General features: G+C 55.4%; 12 protein-coding genes. 2 read left to right on the top strand and 10 right to left on the bottom strand.

The window, feature by feature from the left end; translation table 11 throughout:
* Positions 1–20: 20 nt before the first annotated feature.
* The 3 genes from R5H23_RS04805 to R5H23_RS04795 form a co-directional block, all read right to left on the bottom strand.
* The gene (locus R5H23_RS04805; protein ID WP_211498795.1) at positions 21–947 is read right to left on the bottom strand and encodes a lysophospholipid acyltransferase family protein; all 927 of its coding nucleotides are present in this window, start codon (positions 945–947) and stop codon (positions 21–23) included.
* A 219-nt stretch (positions 948–1,166) separates the two neighbouring features.
* A complete protein-coding gene (gene add, locus R5H23_RS04800; protein ID WP_317214648.1) occupies positions 1,167–2,222 on the bottom strand; it encodes an adenosine deaminase in 1,056 nt (351 codons plus the stop codon).
* An 81-nt stretch (positions 2,223–2,303) separates the two neighbouring features.
* The gene (locus tag R5H23_RS04795) at positions 2,304–2,705 is read right to left on the bottom strand and encodes an MliC family protein (RefSeq protein ID WP_249206668.1); all 402 of its coding nucleotides are present in this window, start codon (positions 2,703–2,705) and stop codon (positions 2,304–2,306) included.
* 116 nt (positions 2,706–2,821) lie between these two features.
* Here R5H23_RS04795 and R5H23_RS04790 point away from each other — a divergent pair, with 116 nt between their 5' ends.
* Positions 2,822–3,415: a DUF4339 domain-containing protein gene (locus R5H23_RS04790; RefSeq protein WP_064273616.1), complete on the top strand. Its 594-nt coding sequence runs from the start codon at positions 2,822–2,824 to the stop codon at positions 3,413–3,415.
* 9 nt (positions 3,416–3,424) lie between these two features.
* Here the strand turns inward: R5H23_RS04790 and R5H23_RS04785 are convergent, their stop codons facing one another.
* Both R5H23_RS04785 and R5H23_RS04780 read right to left on the bottom strand, forming a co-directional pair.
* Positions 3,425–4,456, bottom strand: coding sequence for a glycosyltransferase (locus tag R5H23_RS04785; RefSeq protein WP_317214645.1), 1,032 nt, complete (start codon positions 4,454–4,456; stop codon positions 3,425–3,427).
* 12 nt (positions 4,457–4,468) lie between these two features.
* Positions 4,469–5,002 (bottom strand): hypothetical protein, encoded by a 534-nt coding sequence (locus tag R5H23_RS04780; protein ID WP_317214644.1) that lies wholly within the window; start codon positions 5,000–5,002, stop codon positions 4,469–4,471.
* Between the two features lie 145 nt (positions 5,003–5,147).
* On the opposite strand from R5H23_RS04780, the gene R5H23_RS04775 reads away from it, so the two are divergent.
* The gene (locus R5H23_RS04775; RefSeq protein ID WP_317214643.1) at positions 5,148–7,847 is read left to right on the top strand and encodes a pitrilysin family protein; all 2,700 of its coding nucleotides are present in this window, start codon (positions 5,148–5,150) and stop codon (positions 7,845–7,847) included.
* A gap of 45 nt (positions 7,848–7,892) precedes the next feature.
* Here the strand turns inward: R5H23_RS04775 and R5H23_RS04770 are convergent, their stop codons facing one another.
* The 5 genes from R5H23_RS04770 to rpsA form a co-directional block, all read right to left on the bottom strand.
* On the bottom strand, positions 7,893–8,222 hold the full coding sequence (locus R5H23_RS04770; protein ID WP_046900128.1) for a hypothetical protein: 330 nt from the start codon (positions 8,220–8,222) through the stop codon (positions 7,893–7,895).
* 73 nt (positions 8,223–8,295) lie between these two features.
* Entirely contained in the window at positions 8,296–9,318 is a 1,023-nt protein-coding gene (locus R5H23_RS04765) for a glycosyltransferase (RefSeq protein WP_086633807.1), read from the bottom strand.
* Positions 9,319–9,365: 47 nt separating this feature from the next.
* On the bottom strand, positions 9,366–12,347 hold the full coding sequence (locus R5H23_RS04760) for a glycosyltransferase (protein WP_317214642.1): 2,982 nt from the start codon (positions 12,345–12,347) through the stop codon (positions 9,366–9,368).
* Between the two features lie 20 nt (positions 12,348–12,367).
* The gene (locus R5H23_RS04755) at positions 12,368–15,718 is read right to left on the bottom strand and encodes a glycosyltransferase (protein ID WP_211498789.1); all 3,351 of its coding nucleotides are present in this window, start codon (positions 15,716–15,718) and stop codon (positions 12,368–12,370) included.
* 234 nt (positions 15,719–15,952) lie between these two features.
* A complete protein-coding gene (gene rpsA, locus R5H23_RS04750) occupies positions 15,953–17,662 on the bottom strand; it encodes a 30S ribosomal protein S1 (RefSeq protein WP_086633806.1) in 1,710 nt (569 codons plus the stop codon).
* Positions 17,663–17,718 lie beyond the last annotated feature (56 nt).

The following is a 17,718-nucleotide window of genomic DNA, read 5'->3' as shown; positions in this document are numbered from 1 at the left end:
ATCCGGCAGCGGGGCTTTTTTCAGACGGCGGGAAGAGCGACCTGCTCTTTGGGCCAGCGGCGATGAAGCCAAAGCCACGCTCCTGGCCTTTCGCGGATCCACCGCTCCAGCGTCTCGTTCATGGCGACGCAGATTGACCGAATATCCGCATGACGATCGCCCGTTCGTTCAGCCTGAAGCGGGGCTTCACACACCATACGGAACCGACCGTTCCCCAGTCGCACGATATGGACGGGTATGATGGGCAAATTAAAGCGCAAGGCCAATTGCGCCACCGCTGGCGCCGTCATGGCATCCCGTCCCAGAAACGGAATGGCGAGCCCGTCATTCATTTTCTGATCGACCAGAAAACCTAGTGAGCCACCGCTTTGAAGATGCGTTAAGGCCTGCCGGGCCCCTTTGGGTCCTTTAGGAAACATGGTCCCGGTCGGGCCTAGAGCCTTCTGTCGCATTGTCTGCGTCACAAGATCGATGACCGGATTGGACGAGGCCCGATAAAAACCCGCAACTGGCATACCCAGACTAGTTGCGATGGGCAGAATGAGCTCCCAGTTCCCCAGATGCCCTGAGAAAAACAAAGCCTGTGAGCCGTTCTCCTTCAGGGCATCAATATGCTCTTCACCCTCGATCTCCCATCCCGGTCCCATTTCCGTACGGGTAAAGGATGCAAGATGGGGGAGTTCTGTCACGTTCCGCCCCAGGTTCGTCCATACATCCCGGATAATCTGCTGTCGTTCCGGCAAGGATAAGTCAGGCAGAGCGAGTTGAAGGTTTCGATCCGCAATGCGGGTTGCCCGGAGCCTCATTCCGACATTCCGCATCAACCAGCCGCCCGCTGTCGAGGCGTATTGCGGCCCCACACTGCGCAGGAGGCCAATGACGCTCCATAGCGCTGCCGATTGCACATGCTGAGACAGACGGGACAGAACAGGAGCGATTGGTGCCATGCGACGATAGTCGCTTTAAAAGAAAGATAATCAATTCTTGTTTTGTATCTAATTAATACCTGAGTTTCTTAATTTATACTTTATTGGTAATTTTTCAGAAATAATAAAAAATATTTGAATTTTTTAATAAATAATAATCCCTGATTTTATTTTTAAACTTCCAGATTTATGCCCTGCGGCAGAGGGCATAAATCTCGGGGAAGTCGCTTTGCTCCACGTTCAGGATGACATCTCAACCCTATGGTTTCGCGCGAATGTTTCCAGTGCGTCGAGATAAAGCGCCCGCTCGTCGTCCGAAATCCAGGCCGCCTGAAAGGCATTTCGGCTAATCTGTATGAGTTCGTGCCGCGTCAGGTCCGCTGCACTTTGCGCCTTGGCGAAACTCTCCGTCATATACACGCTCTGCATGTAACCCGGGTCGTCGGAATTGATGGTAATTTTCAGTCCCGCTGCCAGCATGTCCCGAATATCCTGACGGGACCGCCCCGGCCTGATGACATCGTTCGGAGACGGACACAGCGTGAATGTCACGCCCTTGTCCCGAGCCATCGCAATCAGTTCGGGCTTTTCCAGCACATTCAATCCATGATCGAGGCGTTCGCTGCCCAGATCCTGAAGAGCCTGCCGGATATGCTCATGCGTATTCTGCTGATCGAGATCACAATGCATGGTCAAGTGAAGGCCCAGCGCTCTTGCGCGGGCGAATGTTTTCGCAAATTTGGCTGGCGGATTACCCTTCTCGTCTGAATCCAGACCCACACCAATGATGCGGCTCCTACCCGGTCTTTCAAGATAAGGAAGAGCCTGGGTAAAGGTCTCGTCGGCAGAATCCGCACTCATTTCACGTATGAAGCACATGATAAGGTGAGAGCGGATGCCGAAGTCCTTCTCTGCTTCCTCTTGAGCTGCATTGAAGCCCCGGATGACTGTCCCGAACGCTATCCCGCGACGGGTGTGAAGCTGCGGGTCAAAGAACATCTCAGTATAAAGAACATTCTGCTGCGCAACTTTTTTCAGATAGTCATAGCAGAGATCATGAAAATCCTGCTCGGTCTGCAGAAGCTCGACGCCTTCGTAATACAGCGTCAGAAAAGAGGGCAGATCATGGTAGACGTAACCCTGTCGAATTTCTTCAGCAGAGCTGGACCTGAGAGGATGATTATTCCGCTCAGCCAGCTTGATTTTCAAGTCCGCTTCCAGCGTTCCTTCCAGATGAACATGAAGTTCAGCCTTAGGGAGCTTTTCAAGAAATTCCTGCATGCAGACAACGGACATGACCTGCTTTCCTTATCAGTCGTGATAAGCCCGCATCATGCATGTTTGCTGGAAAATTGAAACGATACCGACATGATATCTTTATTTTGAAACGGCATGGCATGTTACAAGTGCTTTGTCGTCCATCTCACTGGAAAAGAACGCGTCATTTCCCTTGTTCCACCAGACATACTGTGCCGCAGCATATTTGGCGCCATCCGCAGCAATTACGTTTGAAAACACCTGCGTGTGCCCTTCAATTGGCAGGACAGCCAAGCTGACGGCATCTGCATTGATATATTGAACCGCAACGCGTTTTTGCGGCAAGCGTGAGAGAAGCTCCTTGGCCGCATCACCGTTTCCCTGACAGGTATAAAGCACTGTCTGGCGGTCAACTGTTGTGGGAGAAGCGAGTTTAATCTGAAAACTAGTGACCTTTGATGCAAAAGCCGGGTTTATCCCCAGACAAAAAACAGCCATTAAACCAAACGAATATTTTCTCATCACTTGACCCTTCCCAGCAGATTGAAGCCTTCAGTATTGCCTGAGACATCTCTTTCAGTCAGATTGAGCCGCCATTCTGTCAGCATGATGACAACTGCCCAAACCAAGGACGGACTGTGAGCTGGTTTTACGAAGAACACGGAAGCCGCAAAGGCCCGCTTTCTGAAGATGGTATGCGTGCCCTCATCTCGACCGGCAGTATTGAGCACTCAACTCTCTGCTGGACCGAGGCCTTCGGTGCGGAATGGCATCCGGCAGGCAGTTGCGCGTTCTGGCCGCCTCAGCCCGAAGGGGTCCCGCCTGCTCTGCCCCCCAGCAGGGTCTCGAACCGCTGGGCTTGGCTGAGTATTCTTGGTCCCTTTGTCAGCAGCATGATCGTCAACGTTCTGGCCTGGTTCGGCAACATCCCTGACCGCCAGTCCAGCATCATCGCCGTTCTTCTCAGCTTTGCGATCATCTTCACGTCCATGCTGACAGATCGCCGCGCCCTGATTGCTGCAGGATTCCGTCCCGGCTCTGCATTCTGGATCCTGATCCCGCCACTCTATTTCTGGCGGCGTATCCAGTTTGTCGGTAAAGGAATGCTGCTGTTTTTCCTGTCGCTGCTGGTCTTCCTGTTCCAGTTCGTGCCATCTTTTTCAGAAAGCTGGCACATCATGCACAACCCGAATGGCCTCTCCAGCTACGTCTCCAAACACTACGATCTCTGATCGCGATACTCAGCAGAAACGGCGGTAGAACTGCTCTGTCTTGAGGGCCTGCTCTTCCAGCACATGGAAGGACAGGTCCCATGTTCTGCCAGGCTGCTGCCTCAGGCGCACAAGCCCGGCGGCAAGTGCGTCGATACAGTCTGGCTTAACCAGACAGTCGGATACATTTTCAAGAATATCCAGAACACCGCCTGCTGCTGTCGCGCACACCGGTAATCCTGCCGCCATCGCTTCCAGCAGTACCAGCCCGAACGGCTCCCGTCTGGAGGGCAGAACAAATCCGTCAAAGGCACAGAACACGTCCGGCACATCTGACCGGTAGCCCGCGAAAATGATGCGATCCCTGTAGCCTGCGCAGACGTTTTCAAGCCGCGCACGTTCTGGGCCGTCACCAATCAGAACAAGATACGTGTCAGGTGGCAGAGCGGCCTGTCTCCAGGCCTGAAGGAGACAATCAAACCGTTTCTCTTCCACCATTCTTCCAACGGCACAGATCACAAAAGCTTCCGATGGAAGGCGATGCTCCTGCCGGAAGCCTTCCCGAAGCTTGGTACGCTCCGGATGGCAGAGGACGGAAGGAATGGTCCAGTTTGCAATCACTGCGCTCTGGTTTCGACAACCTGCTGGCAGGCTGGCCTGTTGCCACCGGGCGATGCAGATCAGGCCGTCATGTTTTCCATAAGTTCTGGCACGATAAGCATTGTGGAGCGTACCGATGACGGGGGTCTCACCCATCAGTCCCAGAGTCTTCAAAACCCCTGCCCGGATCGACGCCTTACCCAGATGAGTATGGATGATATCGAAGGTCTCGTTCCATACCAGCGCCGTCAATGTCGGCAGATATCCTGCGCGATAAGCCCTTACGATACGGACTGAGGATGAAAAGTGATGCGCAATATCTCCGCCTGTTCGAAGATCAGCGGTATGGCGCTCCAGAAGCACCGTCACGTCATGTGTCAGAGCCTGCTGGTTCGCGAGCTCAGCAACGTGACGCTCAGTGCCCGCGAACTCCCGCGTTAGAAGACAGTGAAGGATTCTCACTGCCCGTCTCCTTCAGCGAATACTACCGTTCCCGGCCCAGACGCCTTCAATGATAGGGCCTCTCCGCGAAGACATCCGCTGTCGGGGTGGCTGAGGCTGGCAGGCCACAAAATACAGACCGATCACAAACGTCAGCTGAGACAGCGTCATGAGCTGGGACAGAATCCAGCCAATTCCAACCCCGTCCACGCTGCGGAAAAGCTGATAGATGAGGAATGCCATGGCGATCATCCTCATGCTCAGCATCATGGGGCGAAGGGGATTCAGCATGTTTGGCCGAATCATCGGGATCGTTTTTTTCATGCCCAAAAAGAATGCAAGGTTCATGAACCAGATCAGCGATGTATCCACCACGCCGCCCATCGTTGCGCCAAACAGCACAATCGGCAGAAGCAGCGCTGCGCCGTTCAGCATCAGCGAGCCAAGCTGAAAGCTCATGCCCAACTGCACGACGGGAAGAACTGACGGCAGTCTGTTCGCGACGGGCTGAAAGAGCCGGTCAATCAGCCAGTCATCAAAGCGGACGATAAAATTGGAAGCGGTCATAGTAGTTTTGTTCTTAGCGGCCTCTGATTGACCGCGTCACATGATTTTTTATTCATCCTTCAGCAATCCTCCCTCGGTAGACAGCATCCCTGACAGTCGATTTACTGCCTGGCAGAACATTTTACCCGTAGGAAGTTAATAACCTATGCCCGGTTTCTCCCGCCTGACCCGTGTGACACTGCTCGCAGCCTCCATGCTGGCCCCGCCTCTCCTGACGGGCGCACATGCTGCCCCTGCGGTGCCTCAGGCTGCCACGGCAGCACCGGCCTCCGTCACCCGTGCCACCTTGCCCAATGGCCTGCGTGTCGTGATTGTGCGGGATACTCTGGCACCCGTCGTACAGACGATGCTCAATTATGAAGTGGGCTCCGTCAACGCACCCAAGGGTTTTCCGGGAACGGCACACGCCCTTGAGCACATGATGTTCAACGGCTCCGAAACACTCTCCCGGGACCAGCTTTCCACCATCAGCGCCCAGCTCGGCAACAATGATAACGCCGACACAACGTCTGACGTCACCCAGTACTATTTCAAGGCCCCCGCTGCGGACCTTGATGTTCTTCTGCGGATCGAAGCCGGTCGTATGCGCGGGCTGAACATCACAGAGAAAGAATGGGCCCATGAAAGAGGCGCCATTGAGCAGGAAGTCTCACGCGACCTGTCGAGCCCCATCTACCGCTATCTCTCTCAGGTGCGTGCCGCACTTTACGCCGGCACACCTTACGAGCATGACGCACTCGGGACGCGTCCCTCTTTCGATGCCACGACTGCCCCGCTGCTGAAGCAGTTCTACAACTCCTGGTATGCTCCCAACAACGCCATCCTCGTCATTACGGGCGATGTGGACCCGCAGGACACCCTGAAGAAAGTTCAGGCAGCCTTTGGCAATATTGCAGCGGCTACACTTCCTGCCCGCGCTGCTGTCACACCCACGCCCGCCAAGGCACAGTCCCTGTCGTTGGATACAGATCTACCGATCGGCCTTGTCACCATGGCCTGGCGGATGCCGGGACAGCGTGACCCGAACTATGCTGCCGTAACCCTGCTGGCCGATGCCATTGCCAGCCAGCGCAGTGTCCTGTTCGGTCTGGTTCCGGACGGTAAGGCTCTGGACGCAGGGTTCATGTATGACCCGGATGCGCAGGCTGGCCTCGCTGTCGCCTACGCAGGATTCCCCAAGGGAGCAAACCCGGACGAACTCCGCCGGACGCTTGCGTCTCTCATGGATGGCTTTCGCAAAGACGGAATTCCCGCGGATCTGATCGAAGCCGCCCGTCGCAAAGAGATTGCGTCTCTGGAGTTCAATGCGAACAGCATTTCGGAACTCGCAGAGAACTGGTCCCAGGCTGTCGCCATCCAGCATCTTGAAAGCCCGGATGATATGATCGCGGCGTTCCGGAACGTCACGAAGGCACAGGTGGATGAGCTGGCTAAAACGCTCCTTGATCCACAACACGCCATCAGCGCCACCCTGACGCCGAGTGAAAAGGGCAAAGCTATTGGCGGTAAAGGATTTGGTGGCGCAGAGTCTTTCAACACGCCACCATCAGGCAAAGTCAGCCTCCCCGCATGGGCGGAAGAAGCCCTCGCACGGTTGAGCATTCCGGCCGCCGCACCTCTTCCCAAGGCCTATACGCTTTCGAATGGTCTGCACCTTCTGGTCCAGCCCGAGCATGTCAGCCATACGGTCGAGCTGATCGGCTCCATCCGGCAGAATGCATCCCTGCAGCAGCCTGCTGGCAAGGAAGGCGTCGCGGGCCTGACATCTGACATGTTCCTGTATGGCAGCACCTCCCATGACCGTCTGGCCCTTGCCAGCGCGCTTGATGACATCTCGGCAGACGAAAGCGCTGGCCCTGGCTTCAGTCTCAGCACACTCACCCAGAATTTCAGCAAAGGTCTGTCCCTGCTGGCAGAGCACGAACTGCACCCTGCCTTCCCGGAAAAGGCCTTCCATGTCACGCAGATGGAAGCCCTTCAGGCCCGTGCGGGTGAGCTTCAGTCTCCAACCTACCGCTTTGGCCGTGCCACGCGCCGGGCACTCGTCCCTGCAACTGACCCGACCCTTCGCGAGGCCACTCCAGCCACGTTAAGCAAAATTACGCTCGCTGACGTCAAAGCCTATTACACGGCCACATATCGCCCGGACCTGACGACGATTGTGGTTGTCGGGGACATCAGCCCTGAAGATGCTCATGAACAGGTTGAAAAGGCTTTTGGTAGCTGGAAGGCTGAAGGCCCTGCCCCTGTCGTTGATCTGCCGTCCATTCCTCTCAGCAAGGCCTCTCAGGCTGTTGTCGCAGATCCAGGACGGTCACAGGATGACGTGAAACTCGTGGAGACCATTGGCATGAAGGTCACGGACCCGGATCGTCATGCTCTGGCTGTCGGAAACGAAATTCTTGGGGATGGGTTCTCTTCCCGCCTGATGCAGGATCTGCGCGTTCGCACAGGCTATGTGTACGGGGCAGGAAGTGCCTTCAGTTACTCCCGGACCCGCGGCTCCTTCGGCATCAGCTTCGGTGCGGACCCGGACAAAGTGAACAAGGCACGCGCCCTTGCAATCAAGGATGTGGAGGATATGCGCAGCCAGCCTGTCTCTCAGGAAAGTCTGGATCTGGCCAAGGCGTCTCTGCTGCGTCGCCAACCCATGGCACGCGCCAGCTTTGGCGCTCTCGCTGGCAGCTATCTGGATCTGATTGATCTGGGACTGCCTTTGAATGCGCCAGCAGAAGCAGCTCAGGCGATTTACGACATGACACCTGCGCAGGTGCAGGCCGCGTTCAGCAAGTGGGTTCGCCCAGATGATCTCGCGCAGATCGTCCTTGGCCCACAGCCGAAGTAAACACTCTAACTTCAGGCCGGGATATTATTTTCCGGCCTGATCCCTTCAACGCCAGACGGTCATCAGAACACCGCCTGAGACGATCAGCAGTCCACCGATGCAGACAGGTAAGGTCAGGGTCTGACCAAAAGCAAAATACGCCACGACCTGAGCTGCGATAAAAAACAGTGCAACATAGACGCCCATCAATCGCCCGAAGTCCCAGTCGGGAAGATTGACGGTTATTCCGTAAATCAGCAGCACAAGCGCACCGGCTGATATAAAGCCCACACGCCCCAGACCGGCTGTATGCAGGCCAGTTCGCACGAGGGCATCACCACCGACCTCCAGAAATGCAGCGATCAGCAACAACGCCATAAGCCAGATGGTTTGCATTTCCGAATATCCTTACAAAAAAGCCGGGCACAACAGCCCGGCTTTTAATAAAATCACAAATTCCAGTCGCTTTTCAGCCAAGGAAGCCCTCAGCCTGAAGAACCGACAGGGCCTGCTGGATACGGTGCTTGTAAAGATGCTGCTCCATCGTTCTGGCCTGTGCCTTACGGCTCATAGCCAAACGGGCTTCATCATCTCCGATGTACTTCTCCACAAGCCGCTCAAAATCGATCCGGTTTGAGAAGACCGGAATTTCGTCTGCATTATAATACCGACGAAGCTCATGCGTATCTTCATGAAAGACCTGGAACGCGCCTGCCAGAGCAGCCTCGAACGTCCGCGGGCCAGGCGTGGAAGGAGCAATCACAAACCGCTTGTTCTCGAAGTGGAGTGAACGGCCAAGGTTCAGCACCAGCTTGGAACGGCGATACAGCTCAACCAGCTGGGATTTTTCAATACGGGCATCCGAGAAGCCAATGCCCAGCTCGCCCCAGCCAGGACCAACAATCTTGATGTTCAGGTTTCGCAGAACCGGAAGCAGATTGCGGACAATGTCCTTACGGCTCGTGAACGCCACACCACAGAACAGAACATCGATCGTCTTTTCGACATTCTCTTCAATCGGCATGTAATGCAGGCTCGGGCTTGCAGCCAGCGGCAGATGGAACACCAGATCACGCTGATAGAAGTTATGGCCCCAGCGATCACAGGAGAAAACGACATCGAAGTCATCGGCGATGCGATAGTTCGCATCCTGCTCATAGGGATCTTCTGTGGCCCAGAAAACCGTGACAGCGCCAATCTTCTTGGCCTCACGGCAGACCTCACCAAAATAGGTGCTTTCCGGCAGATATGACCCGATGGCGAAAACAATCGTTGGCTTCAGGATCTTGATGGACGCTGCTGCCGCAGAAATGTGAACAGCCGTAACGTTCTCTTCGCCAAAGCACTCACCCCATCCATCCATGATCGATTCACGGATCTGGGCATTGGCCTGACTTTCATAGCGGCCGCCACTGCACACCAGAACACGTCCGGTCAGGCCAGACACTTTCCGCTCCGTTTCAGAGGAACGATCTTTCACTTCTGTCGACATAGCCTCACCTGTTTCCTTAAACTTCATGCCCCGGGTGCGTGGCGTCTTCAAGCTATACACGCCTCAAGGATCTTGGACAGATCCTGTCGGAACCGCGCCGGTGCGCAATCCCGCTCCACCGCCTTCAGCGCTTCACTTCTCAGTCGGGCCCAGAGTGTACTGTCCTGATAAAGACGGGCGACATCAGACGCAAATTCTTTGGCATCATCCGCAGGCGCAGACAGCAATTCAACATCGTCTGTCCAGCCCACCTGCCCCGCCAACAAGGTCGTTACAACCATCGGCACGCCAAATGCGGCAGCTTCCTGCACTTTAAACGGTAAGCCACCGGCAAACCGCGTAGGCGCAACGAAGACGCGATGCCTGTTGAACAGCGGCGCAAGATCATGCACCGGACCAACAATATCCACACGAGGATGCCGCGCAAACGCACTCACATCCACCGAGGGATGAATGAAGCCCGCAATCGTGAACCGAACATCTGACGGCAGAAGATCATCCAGAGCGGGGAGAACCTCCCCTAAAAACCACTCCAGACTGTCATGATTCGGCGCACCTTCATCATGCAGTGCACCGAGGAAAAGAATATCTCGCCGGGCATCGAATGTGGCCTTCGTCGGACGGGTCCGCATTTCATGTCCCAGAACGGAAACATTTTCGTACCCGGCGCGACGCACCAGATCTGCGTCCTGCTCAGTGACCGCGACGATCTGCTGGCAGTAATGAGCGCATTCCAGTTCCCGGCGTAGCATCTCATCAAAGCTTAATGCCGGCTTCGGCAGATCGAGCACCTTGATGCGCTCCAGCGTGCGTGGCGTGGAAATCACTTCCGTATCCAGCACCGCACCCGCTGTCGGCAGATAGCGGCTGGCCTCGTTCATGATAGGCAGGAGGCGCGCCATGTTGTGCGTGCGGCCAACCCATACCAGATCGTAATATCCAGCACGCGCCTGAATAAAATCTGGAAAGGTGGAAAGATGCTGATCCGCGATCAGCTCTACCGTCTCCGGGAAATCTCCAAACAGGTCCAGTTCACTCTGGTCCCTTGGGAGAAGGGGAAACACAGTGACCTGATATCCCAGCCCCGCCATAGCCCGCACCACGTCATTGGAACGGACATACCCTGAACCCAGACGCCTCAGAGGAAGGCGATCTTCAATGAACAGGATATGCTTGCGATCTGAACGACGCTCCCGCGCCTGCACAGCATTTCGAATATGAGCCGGCTGCTGATGTCGCAGAAAATCCTGATGCACACGCGAAAAAATGCGCAGATTGGCGTGGATCAGCGTCTGAGATCCCACAGAGCCGGAACTGCCGTACTCAAGGTGCTCCACCACGACATTAGGATCATAAACAATCCGTGCGCCCATTTTGAGAATGCGGACACACAGATCCGTATCTTCAAAATAAGCAGGACGGTACCGCAGGTCGTAGCCACCCAATTGAATCAGAATGGACGACCGCACCATCAGAAATGCTGCCGAACAGTAATCCACGTCCCGGACAAAGTTTGCTTCAGGAAGGTTCGGACTGTCTTCCCGGCGATATCCATAAGTTGCGCCATCACGCCAGATGATGGAGCCTGCTTCCTGCAAGCGCATATTCGAACGAATGAGCTTGGCACCAACCGCACCAATATCATCACTTGAACGCAGACGCTGCAAAGCGTGTGCAACACTGTTTGGATAGAGCCGTAGATCGTTGTTCAGATAAAGAACAAACGGCGCATCGACTTCTGCAAGACCAATATTGCAGCCTTCCAGATACCCAATGTTATATCTGAAGCGCAGGATTTTAGCGCCATGAACCATTTCGTCGAGACGACGTGTCTGATCGTGTGACCCAGAGTCCACGACGATAAGCTGGATGGCCCCGGAATAATTTGCGCGCAATGAGGCCAGAGCCTGCATTGTCAGCGCGATCCGGTCATAGACCACGACAATGACACTGAGTTCCGGCACGCCCACGACGGTGAAATCCAGCGGATGGCGAGCCAATGCCGGAAGAAGTGCTTCTGCTTCCCGCTCGAACACCTGCCTTGACTGGCTTTCCTCAATCTCAGGGGTTTCGACCAGCGAAGCACGTTGCCCCTCGCCCATTCTGGCCGCAACCAGATGAGCAAAAGGGCTGTCATAAAGATGGTTCCGCACGTCGTTACGGACCTGCGGACGGCTCAGATGAGCGGCGAGATCCACATCGGCTTCAGGCGCACGCCCCTCATGTGCCCCGAACAGCAAAAAATGCTCATAGCCATTGCGGAAAGAGCCCATGTCCAGACAGGCAACCACATCTGGATGAGTGTCTGCGTAGAAGCGTTCAGAGAACATTTCCTGCGGATCAAAGAGCCGCGGCGTTTCATTGGTGAGATAATGATGAAGCGCACTGCTATAGCGCCCTTCAGCAATATCACGCCGAACGTCCGGATAGCGCTCCAGATACCAGACCGGATCAAAATACCAGGAGACACGCCCAGCATCCGCGATATCGGACGGGAGGCTGAGCCACGATGCAAACAGGCCAATCCGGCTGTCAAAATAATCGGGATAACGTAAGGCAAGCCGGCGACAGAGTTCATCGTCGAAAAAACGATGCCCGCTGTAGTAGCGCGCTTCGCCAACTTCAAGATAATGATCATAGCCGTTGGAGAACCCCTGCTCCTGCAAGGAGCGTCGGGTCAGTTCCGGATAACGGCGAAGATAATCGACTTCGTCAAACAGCCAGTGTGCCGAATGACCATGATAGCCCTCGGCACAATAGTGCTCAAAGCCTGACCGGTATTTTTCCTGGATCAGGTCCCGGCGGACATCCGCATAGGTTTCCCGATACCAGATTTCGTCAAAATACCGGTTAGGAGAATGGCCGTAGCGCTGGCCCGTCTCAAGATAAAACGCATGAAGATCCTGATGGCCTTCATCGCGCATCCAGTCCCCAACCTCCGGATAGCGCAGCAGATACCACTGCGCATCAAACTGGCGCCAGCGAGGCTCGCGCGCAGCGGGAGAAGACTCAGGAACCGGATCGGACATGGAAAAACTGACCCCCAGGTTCAGGCTATGGCTTTCTCATTCAGAAGCCGCTCCGAACGCTCAGCCTGTTCCGGTGTTAGACCTTCACGGCCTGTCGATACAATCCGTCCACCATCAAACGTCGCAACCAGATCCGTAATATGCGTGCCGAAAACATCCCCGGTCACATTGATCAGCGCGACACGATAGACGCCATCCATCGGGCGAGCATACCCCTGCATCGGGCTTAGTGTGCCCGAGAAACCTGCGCAGAGCGGAGCATCACGATGCACGCCTGCCACGTCCTGACGCGCAATACGGTCTGTCGCAAACAACGTCACTTCGTCACGCTCCGTTTGAATCAGGCCAACATAAATTTGCCCTGCGCGAGACAGGCTCTTCAGGAAAGCCCAGCCGCGAACATAGATGCTTCCAAACGGCTCAATCTCCTGAACCGGCTCTCCAATGACGCCTGTAAATTCGTCAATGAAGTTTTCCAGCATGCCACTGCCATACGGATGCAGTTCATTCTTCTGGAAACCAGACAGCTTGATACCGCGAAGCAGCCCATCACTGTGAGAAACACGATTGAAGTCAGAGAGGATCACGTCGTTCGAAGGCGCTGAGCGATGAATCGCGTCAATCTTGCCGCCCTCAACTTCGATCTGAATAGACGTCAGCTGGAAAGCTGCCTGACCGTTGATGACATTGATCAGACCAACACGGAAACGACCTTCACACCATTTTCCACGCAGGGCTGTCTTACCAGAGAACCCTGAACGACGCGGAGATCCGTTGAACATTTCAACAATGTCGCCACGAATTTCACGTTCGCATTCAAGGAAGATCAACGGACTGTCCGCGCCTTCTTCAATCAGCACAGTCAGCATACGTCCAGCAGTGCTGACGCCTGGAAGCAGGAACCAGCCACGAATATGGAACTCATTGGCGCCCTTGAAATCTTCGTCTTCGTTCGTGGCAAAGACATGATGACAAACGTCGTCAATGTAGCATTCGGCGCCCTGGATGGAGAACCAGTCCGATACGGGAATGGGGAGCTCGACAGAGAGATCACGCGTGGTCGGCGGATCAAAAATATGACGCGGCGGAGCCTGATGACGCCATGATGCGTGCGGCAGAAGATGCACCTGCCCTGCATCCAGGCGAAGATCCGCAACGCCCATCGGACGACGTGGCACGACATCCTGATAAAGTTTCAGCAAGCCGTCCGCATAGTCACGGGCATGCGTCCAAAGATGCGGGCCAATGTTTGCCATAATCTTTTTACGCACAGGCTCGGAAGAACGCAGAAGTTCGAGACGTTCCAGAACCATGCTTGGGCGATTGATGGGGACCTTGAAACCGTTGACACCGTCTTCAACACGATCCCCCAGAGCGCCAACATCGGTCACAATGGGAATCAGACCGTTCTGCCAGGCCTCAGACAGGGAAATGCAATATGTTTCCGGCCAAATCGACAGGTTGAGCGCGACATCAGCCTTTTTCAGGGCCTCGATGTCACCCATGTCATAACGGCCATAGAGCTTCACATTCGAGCGGCTGCTTGCGTTCAGAACAGCTTCATACTCGGGGTGCACATAACCGAAGATGTGGAAGACAAAATGATCTGGGTGAGCGATCTCGATCAGGCTCAGGATCGTATCTGCACCCTTGGTTCTCAGGAAGTTACCGACAATCGCAACGTTCAGAGGCGCGTCACCCAACGGAGCATAGCTCTTCGGCTTGACGGGCACAGTGTTCTCAGGGCTCGGGATACCCGTGATCAGACTGATTTTTTCGTTGAGGATCGGATAGATCTCATGCGTCAGATCACGAGAATGTTGCGTCCCGAACATGATGGCATCAACAGAGTGAAGCATCTTGGCGACAAAGGCCCGACGCGTCTGTTCACCACCATGATCAACATTCTCAGAAGCCTTCAGCGTGATATCTGCTGACAGGACTGACCGGACCTCATCTTCCACATAACGCAGTTCGTGGTTCAGCAGGTTGTAACGAGCCGAGACCAGCCAGAAGTCATGCGCGGAGAAAACCACGCCCACACCATTGGCCTTGGCGATGATGGGCAATGACAGTGCGTGATGTCCAAGATGCTGGAAATGGACAATGTCCATGTTGTACTGACTGATTACGCTCGAAAACGCCATTTCTTCAGGCGCGTCGCACATCGCGTCCTGCCAGCCCACTTCCGGCACGTCAAAGCGCTCGAGCTCCTGTCCACTCGCAGTCGTCAGACGGCAGAACGTGCCACGACGCAACCAGTAGAAAAACTCAACGTCGCGTCCAAGCAGGGAACAAAGTGCCTGCTGGTAGACTTCAACACCGCCCCACGCCTGCTCATGAATTGTGGAATGCGTGCACATCAGCACCCGCAGACGACGGCGACGCTCGACCGGCACGATGTCGGCGGATTTGCGGCGGCCAAAATCAGCCCCCGTAATATCACGCATTTTCTCGAGACGATGCTCGTACAGATGATGCGCCAGTACTGACTTCTGGGACGCCTGCGCCGCTTTGCGGCGCGTGTTCTTGTTGTTCAGGATACGGGCAACGGCATCCACGACGCCATCGGGATCACGCGCAAGGCTAATTCCTTCGACCGTATCGAAATGCTCGCTGCCCATGCTTTCCGGCGCTTCGACAACCTGTGCCGTACCGCCCAGAGCAAGTTCGAAAAAGCGTGGCCCCGGAGCTGTCGCCTGGCTGACGTCGCCATGACTGGCGTAATCACGGAACATCGTCAGAGTGACAGCACTGACATTCGCGAAGTCAATAAACGCTTCGTGGCTGATCGGGCGCTGGATCGCAAGAGCCGCAAGATCTGCGGGGAGCGGCGGCAGATATTCGTTACCAGGGCAAACAAGCTTCAGCTTGGCATCCGGAAAGGCAGCAATCACGCGTCGCAGGGTTTGAACGCGGTTCGGCCACATCGTGCCAGCAAAAAAGATATCATATTCCAGCTCAGCAGCCGGAAGAACCTTACGCTCATGAATGGAGCGGCTCGCTGCCAGAGGCAGGTAGTGCCCCTTGCCGTGGTAGTATTCGGCGCAGGACGGATCGTTCGTAAAGACGAAATCAAAAAGACCGGCATTTTCAACATTGAAGTCCCGCATGAACGGGTCTTCAAACGTCCAGAGAATCAAGGTCTTGAATGCAGGTCGAACGCGACGGATCAGTGGAAGATTAATCCGCTGCGCATCCAGGCAGATCAGAACATCATGTTCACCAGAAGCAGCAATACTGCCCAGGGACATATTGTCAGCGACAACAACCTGGTCATTACCAAATAGAGATCGGGCCGCCCGTTCGACCGCCAGCGTAAGGTAGGAATTGGGATTGTGGGTATAATTTGTGTTGTAAATAACCGCCATCAATCTCCTGAGCGCAAAGCGCCCACTCCCATCTCAAACCGACGCAATCAGTCTTCCGGGCAAGAGACCACAAGACCGCTGCCATCACGATACTCAATTCTTACCTGAAGGTTTACAGCAACAAAAGCCCCTGACAAGAAAGAAGATCATTACATCTCAAATACAAAAAAGGGCCGCTTGCGCGGCCCTTTTCTAAAATCATGACAACATAGAGTTATCTGATTTTCAGTCTCTTCAGACGTCTGTAGTACGACGACGGATTGCCGCACCCAGAATGTCACCCAGGGAAGCGCCCGAGTCAGAAGAACCGTATTCGCTGATCGCAGCCTTGTCTTCCTCGACCTCACGGCCGCGGATCGTCAGCGCGAGCTTGCGGGAAGCACGGTCAACGGAAACAATCTTCGCATCGACCTTTTCGCCAACTGCGAAACGCTCCGGACGCTGCTCAGCCTTGTCACGAGCCAGCTCTGCACGACGGATGAAGCCGGTCAGCAGATCGTCGACCTTCACTTCGATACCGTTTGCCTGAACTGCCGTCACGACGCAGGTCACAACAGCACCCTTCTGGATGCGGGACAGGGTGTCGGCTGCCGGATCTTCCTGAAGCTGCTTGATGCCCAGGGAGATACGCTCCTTTTCAGGATCCACGTCGAGGACCTTGGCCTTAACGACCTGACCCTTCTCGTAGTTCGCCATGGCTGCTTCGCCAGCTTCGTCCCAGGACAGGTCGGACATGTGAACCATGCCGTCGATGTCTGCGGAGAGACCGATGAACAGACCGAACTCGGTGATGTTGCGGATTTCGCCTTCGATGACAGAGCCAACCTTGTGCTCTTCTTCGAACTGCTCCCAAGGGTTGCGCTGAACCTGCTTGAGACCAAGCGAAATACGACGCTTGGAGCTGTCCACGTCCAGAACCATGACGTCGACTTCCTGGGAAGTAGCGACGATCTTGCCCGGATGGACGTTCTTCTTCGTCCAGGACATCTCGGAAACGTGCACCAGACCTTCGACGCCCGGCTCCAGCTCGACGAATGCACCGTAGTCGGTGATGTTCGTGACGCGACCCGTGAAGCGGGCACCAGCTGGGTACTTGATGGCGACGTTTTCCCACGGATCAGCTTCAAGCTGCTTCATGCCGAGGGAGATACGCTGCGTGTCCGGGTTGAAGCGGATGACCTGCACGCGAACCGGCTGACCGATCTGCAGAGCTTCGGACGGATGGTTGATGCGCTTCCATGCGATGTCGGTGACATGCAGGAGGCCGTCAACGCCGCCGAGGTCAACGAACGCACCGTAGTCGGTGATGTTCTTGACGACGCCGTCAAGGATCATGCCTTCCTTCAGGCCCTGGATCAGCTCGGAACGCTGCTCTGCACGGGTCTCTTCAAGAACGGCACGACGGGACACAACGATGTTGCCACGTGCGCGATCCATCTTCAGGATCTGGAACGGCTGCGGCTGACCCATCAGCGGGCCGACGTCACGAACCGGACGGATATCAACCTGGCTGCCCGGAAGGAACGCCATTGCGCCGCCGAGATCAACCGTGAAGCCACCCTTGACGCGACCATAGATCGTGCCGTTGACGCGCTGGTTGTTGCCGAATGCACGCTCCAGAGCGGTCCATGCTTCTTCACGACGAGCCTTCTCGCGGGAAAGAACGATGGAACCGTCACGGTCTTCGTAACGCTCGACATACAGCTCGACAACGTCGCCCGGCTTTACGTCCGGAGCAGCGCCTGGCGGGCCGAATTCCTTAAGGGAAACGCGACCTTCGCTCTTGAGACCAACATCAACGATAGCGAATTCGTCGGTCAGACGGATCACGCGGCCCGTGACGACGGAGCCGTCAAAACCGGTGTCGCGGCCCAGGGTCTCTTCGAGGAGGGCTGCAAAATCTTCCATGCCGTGAGCGGCAGGGGCCTGTGTGGCTGAAGCCATGTAAATACAATATTCCCGGATTTTCGGCCTGAAACCGATCATCCACGTCTGCGCCA

Origin of the sequence: Gluconobacter sp. GP1, assembly GCF_032913585.1 — a bacterium.
Lineage (GTDB): Bacteria > Pseudomonadota > Alphaproteobacteria > Acetobacterales > Acetobacteraceae > Gluconobacter > Gluconobacter cerinus.
Note: the sequence above shows the minus strand (reverse complement) of the source record. Positions and strands in the feature narration are given on the sequence as shown.

Bases quoted from the DNA above. Each gene is read 5' to 3' on its own strand.
- R5H23_RS04805 (WP_211498795.1), bottom strand. From the start codon at position 947: ATGGCACCAATCGCTCCTGTTCTGTCCCGTCTGTCTCAGCATGTGCAA.
- add (WP_317214648.1), bottom strand. From the start codon at position 2,222: ATGTCCGTTGTCTGCATGCAGGAATTTCTTGAAAAGCTCCCTAAGGCT.
- R5H23_RS04795 (WP_249206668.1), bottom strand. From the start codon at position 2,705: ATGAGAAAATATTCGTTTGGTTTAATGGCTGTTTTTTGTCTGGGGATA.
- R5H23_RS04780 (WP_317214644.1), bottom strand. From the start codon at position 5,002: ATGACCGCTTCCAATTTTATCGTCCGCTTTGATGACTGGCTGATTGAC.
- R5H23_RS04775 (WP_317214643.1), top strand. From the start codon at position 5,148: ATGCCCGGTTTCTCCCGCCTGACCCGTGTGACACTGCTCGCAGCCTCC.
- R5H23_RS04770 (WP_046900128.1), bottom strand. From the start codon at position 8,222: ATGCAAACCATCTGGCTTATGGCGTTGTTGCTGATCGCTGCATTTCTG.
- R5H23_RS04765 (WP_086633807.1), bottom strand. From the start codon at position 9,318: ATGTCGACAGAAGTGAAAGATCGTTCCTCTGAAACGGAGCGGAAAGTG.
- R5H23_RS04760 (WP_317214642.1), bottom strand. From the start codon at position 12,347: ATGTCCGATCCGGTTCCTGAGTCTTCTCCCGCTGCGCGCGAGCCTCGC.
- R5H23_RS04755 (WP_211498789.1), bottom strand. From the start codon at position 15,718: ATGGCGGTTATTTACAACACAAATTATACCCACAATCCCAATTCCTAC.
- rpsA (WP_086633806.1), bottom strand. From the start codon at position 17,662: ATGGCTTCAGCCACACAGGCCCCTGCCGCTCACGGCATGGAAGATTTT.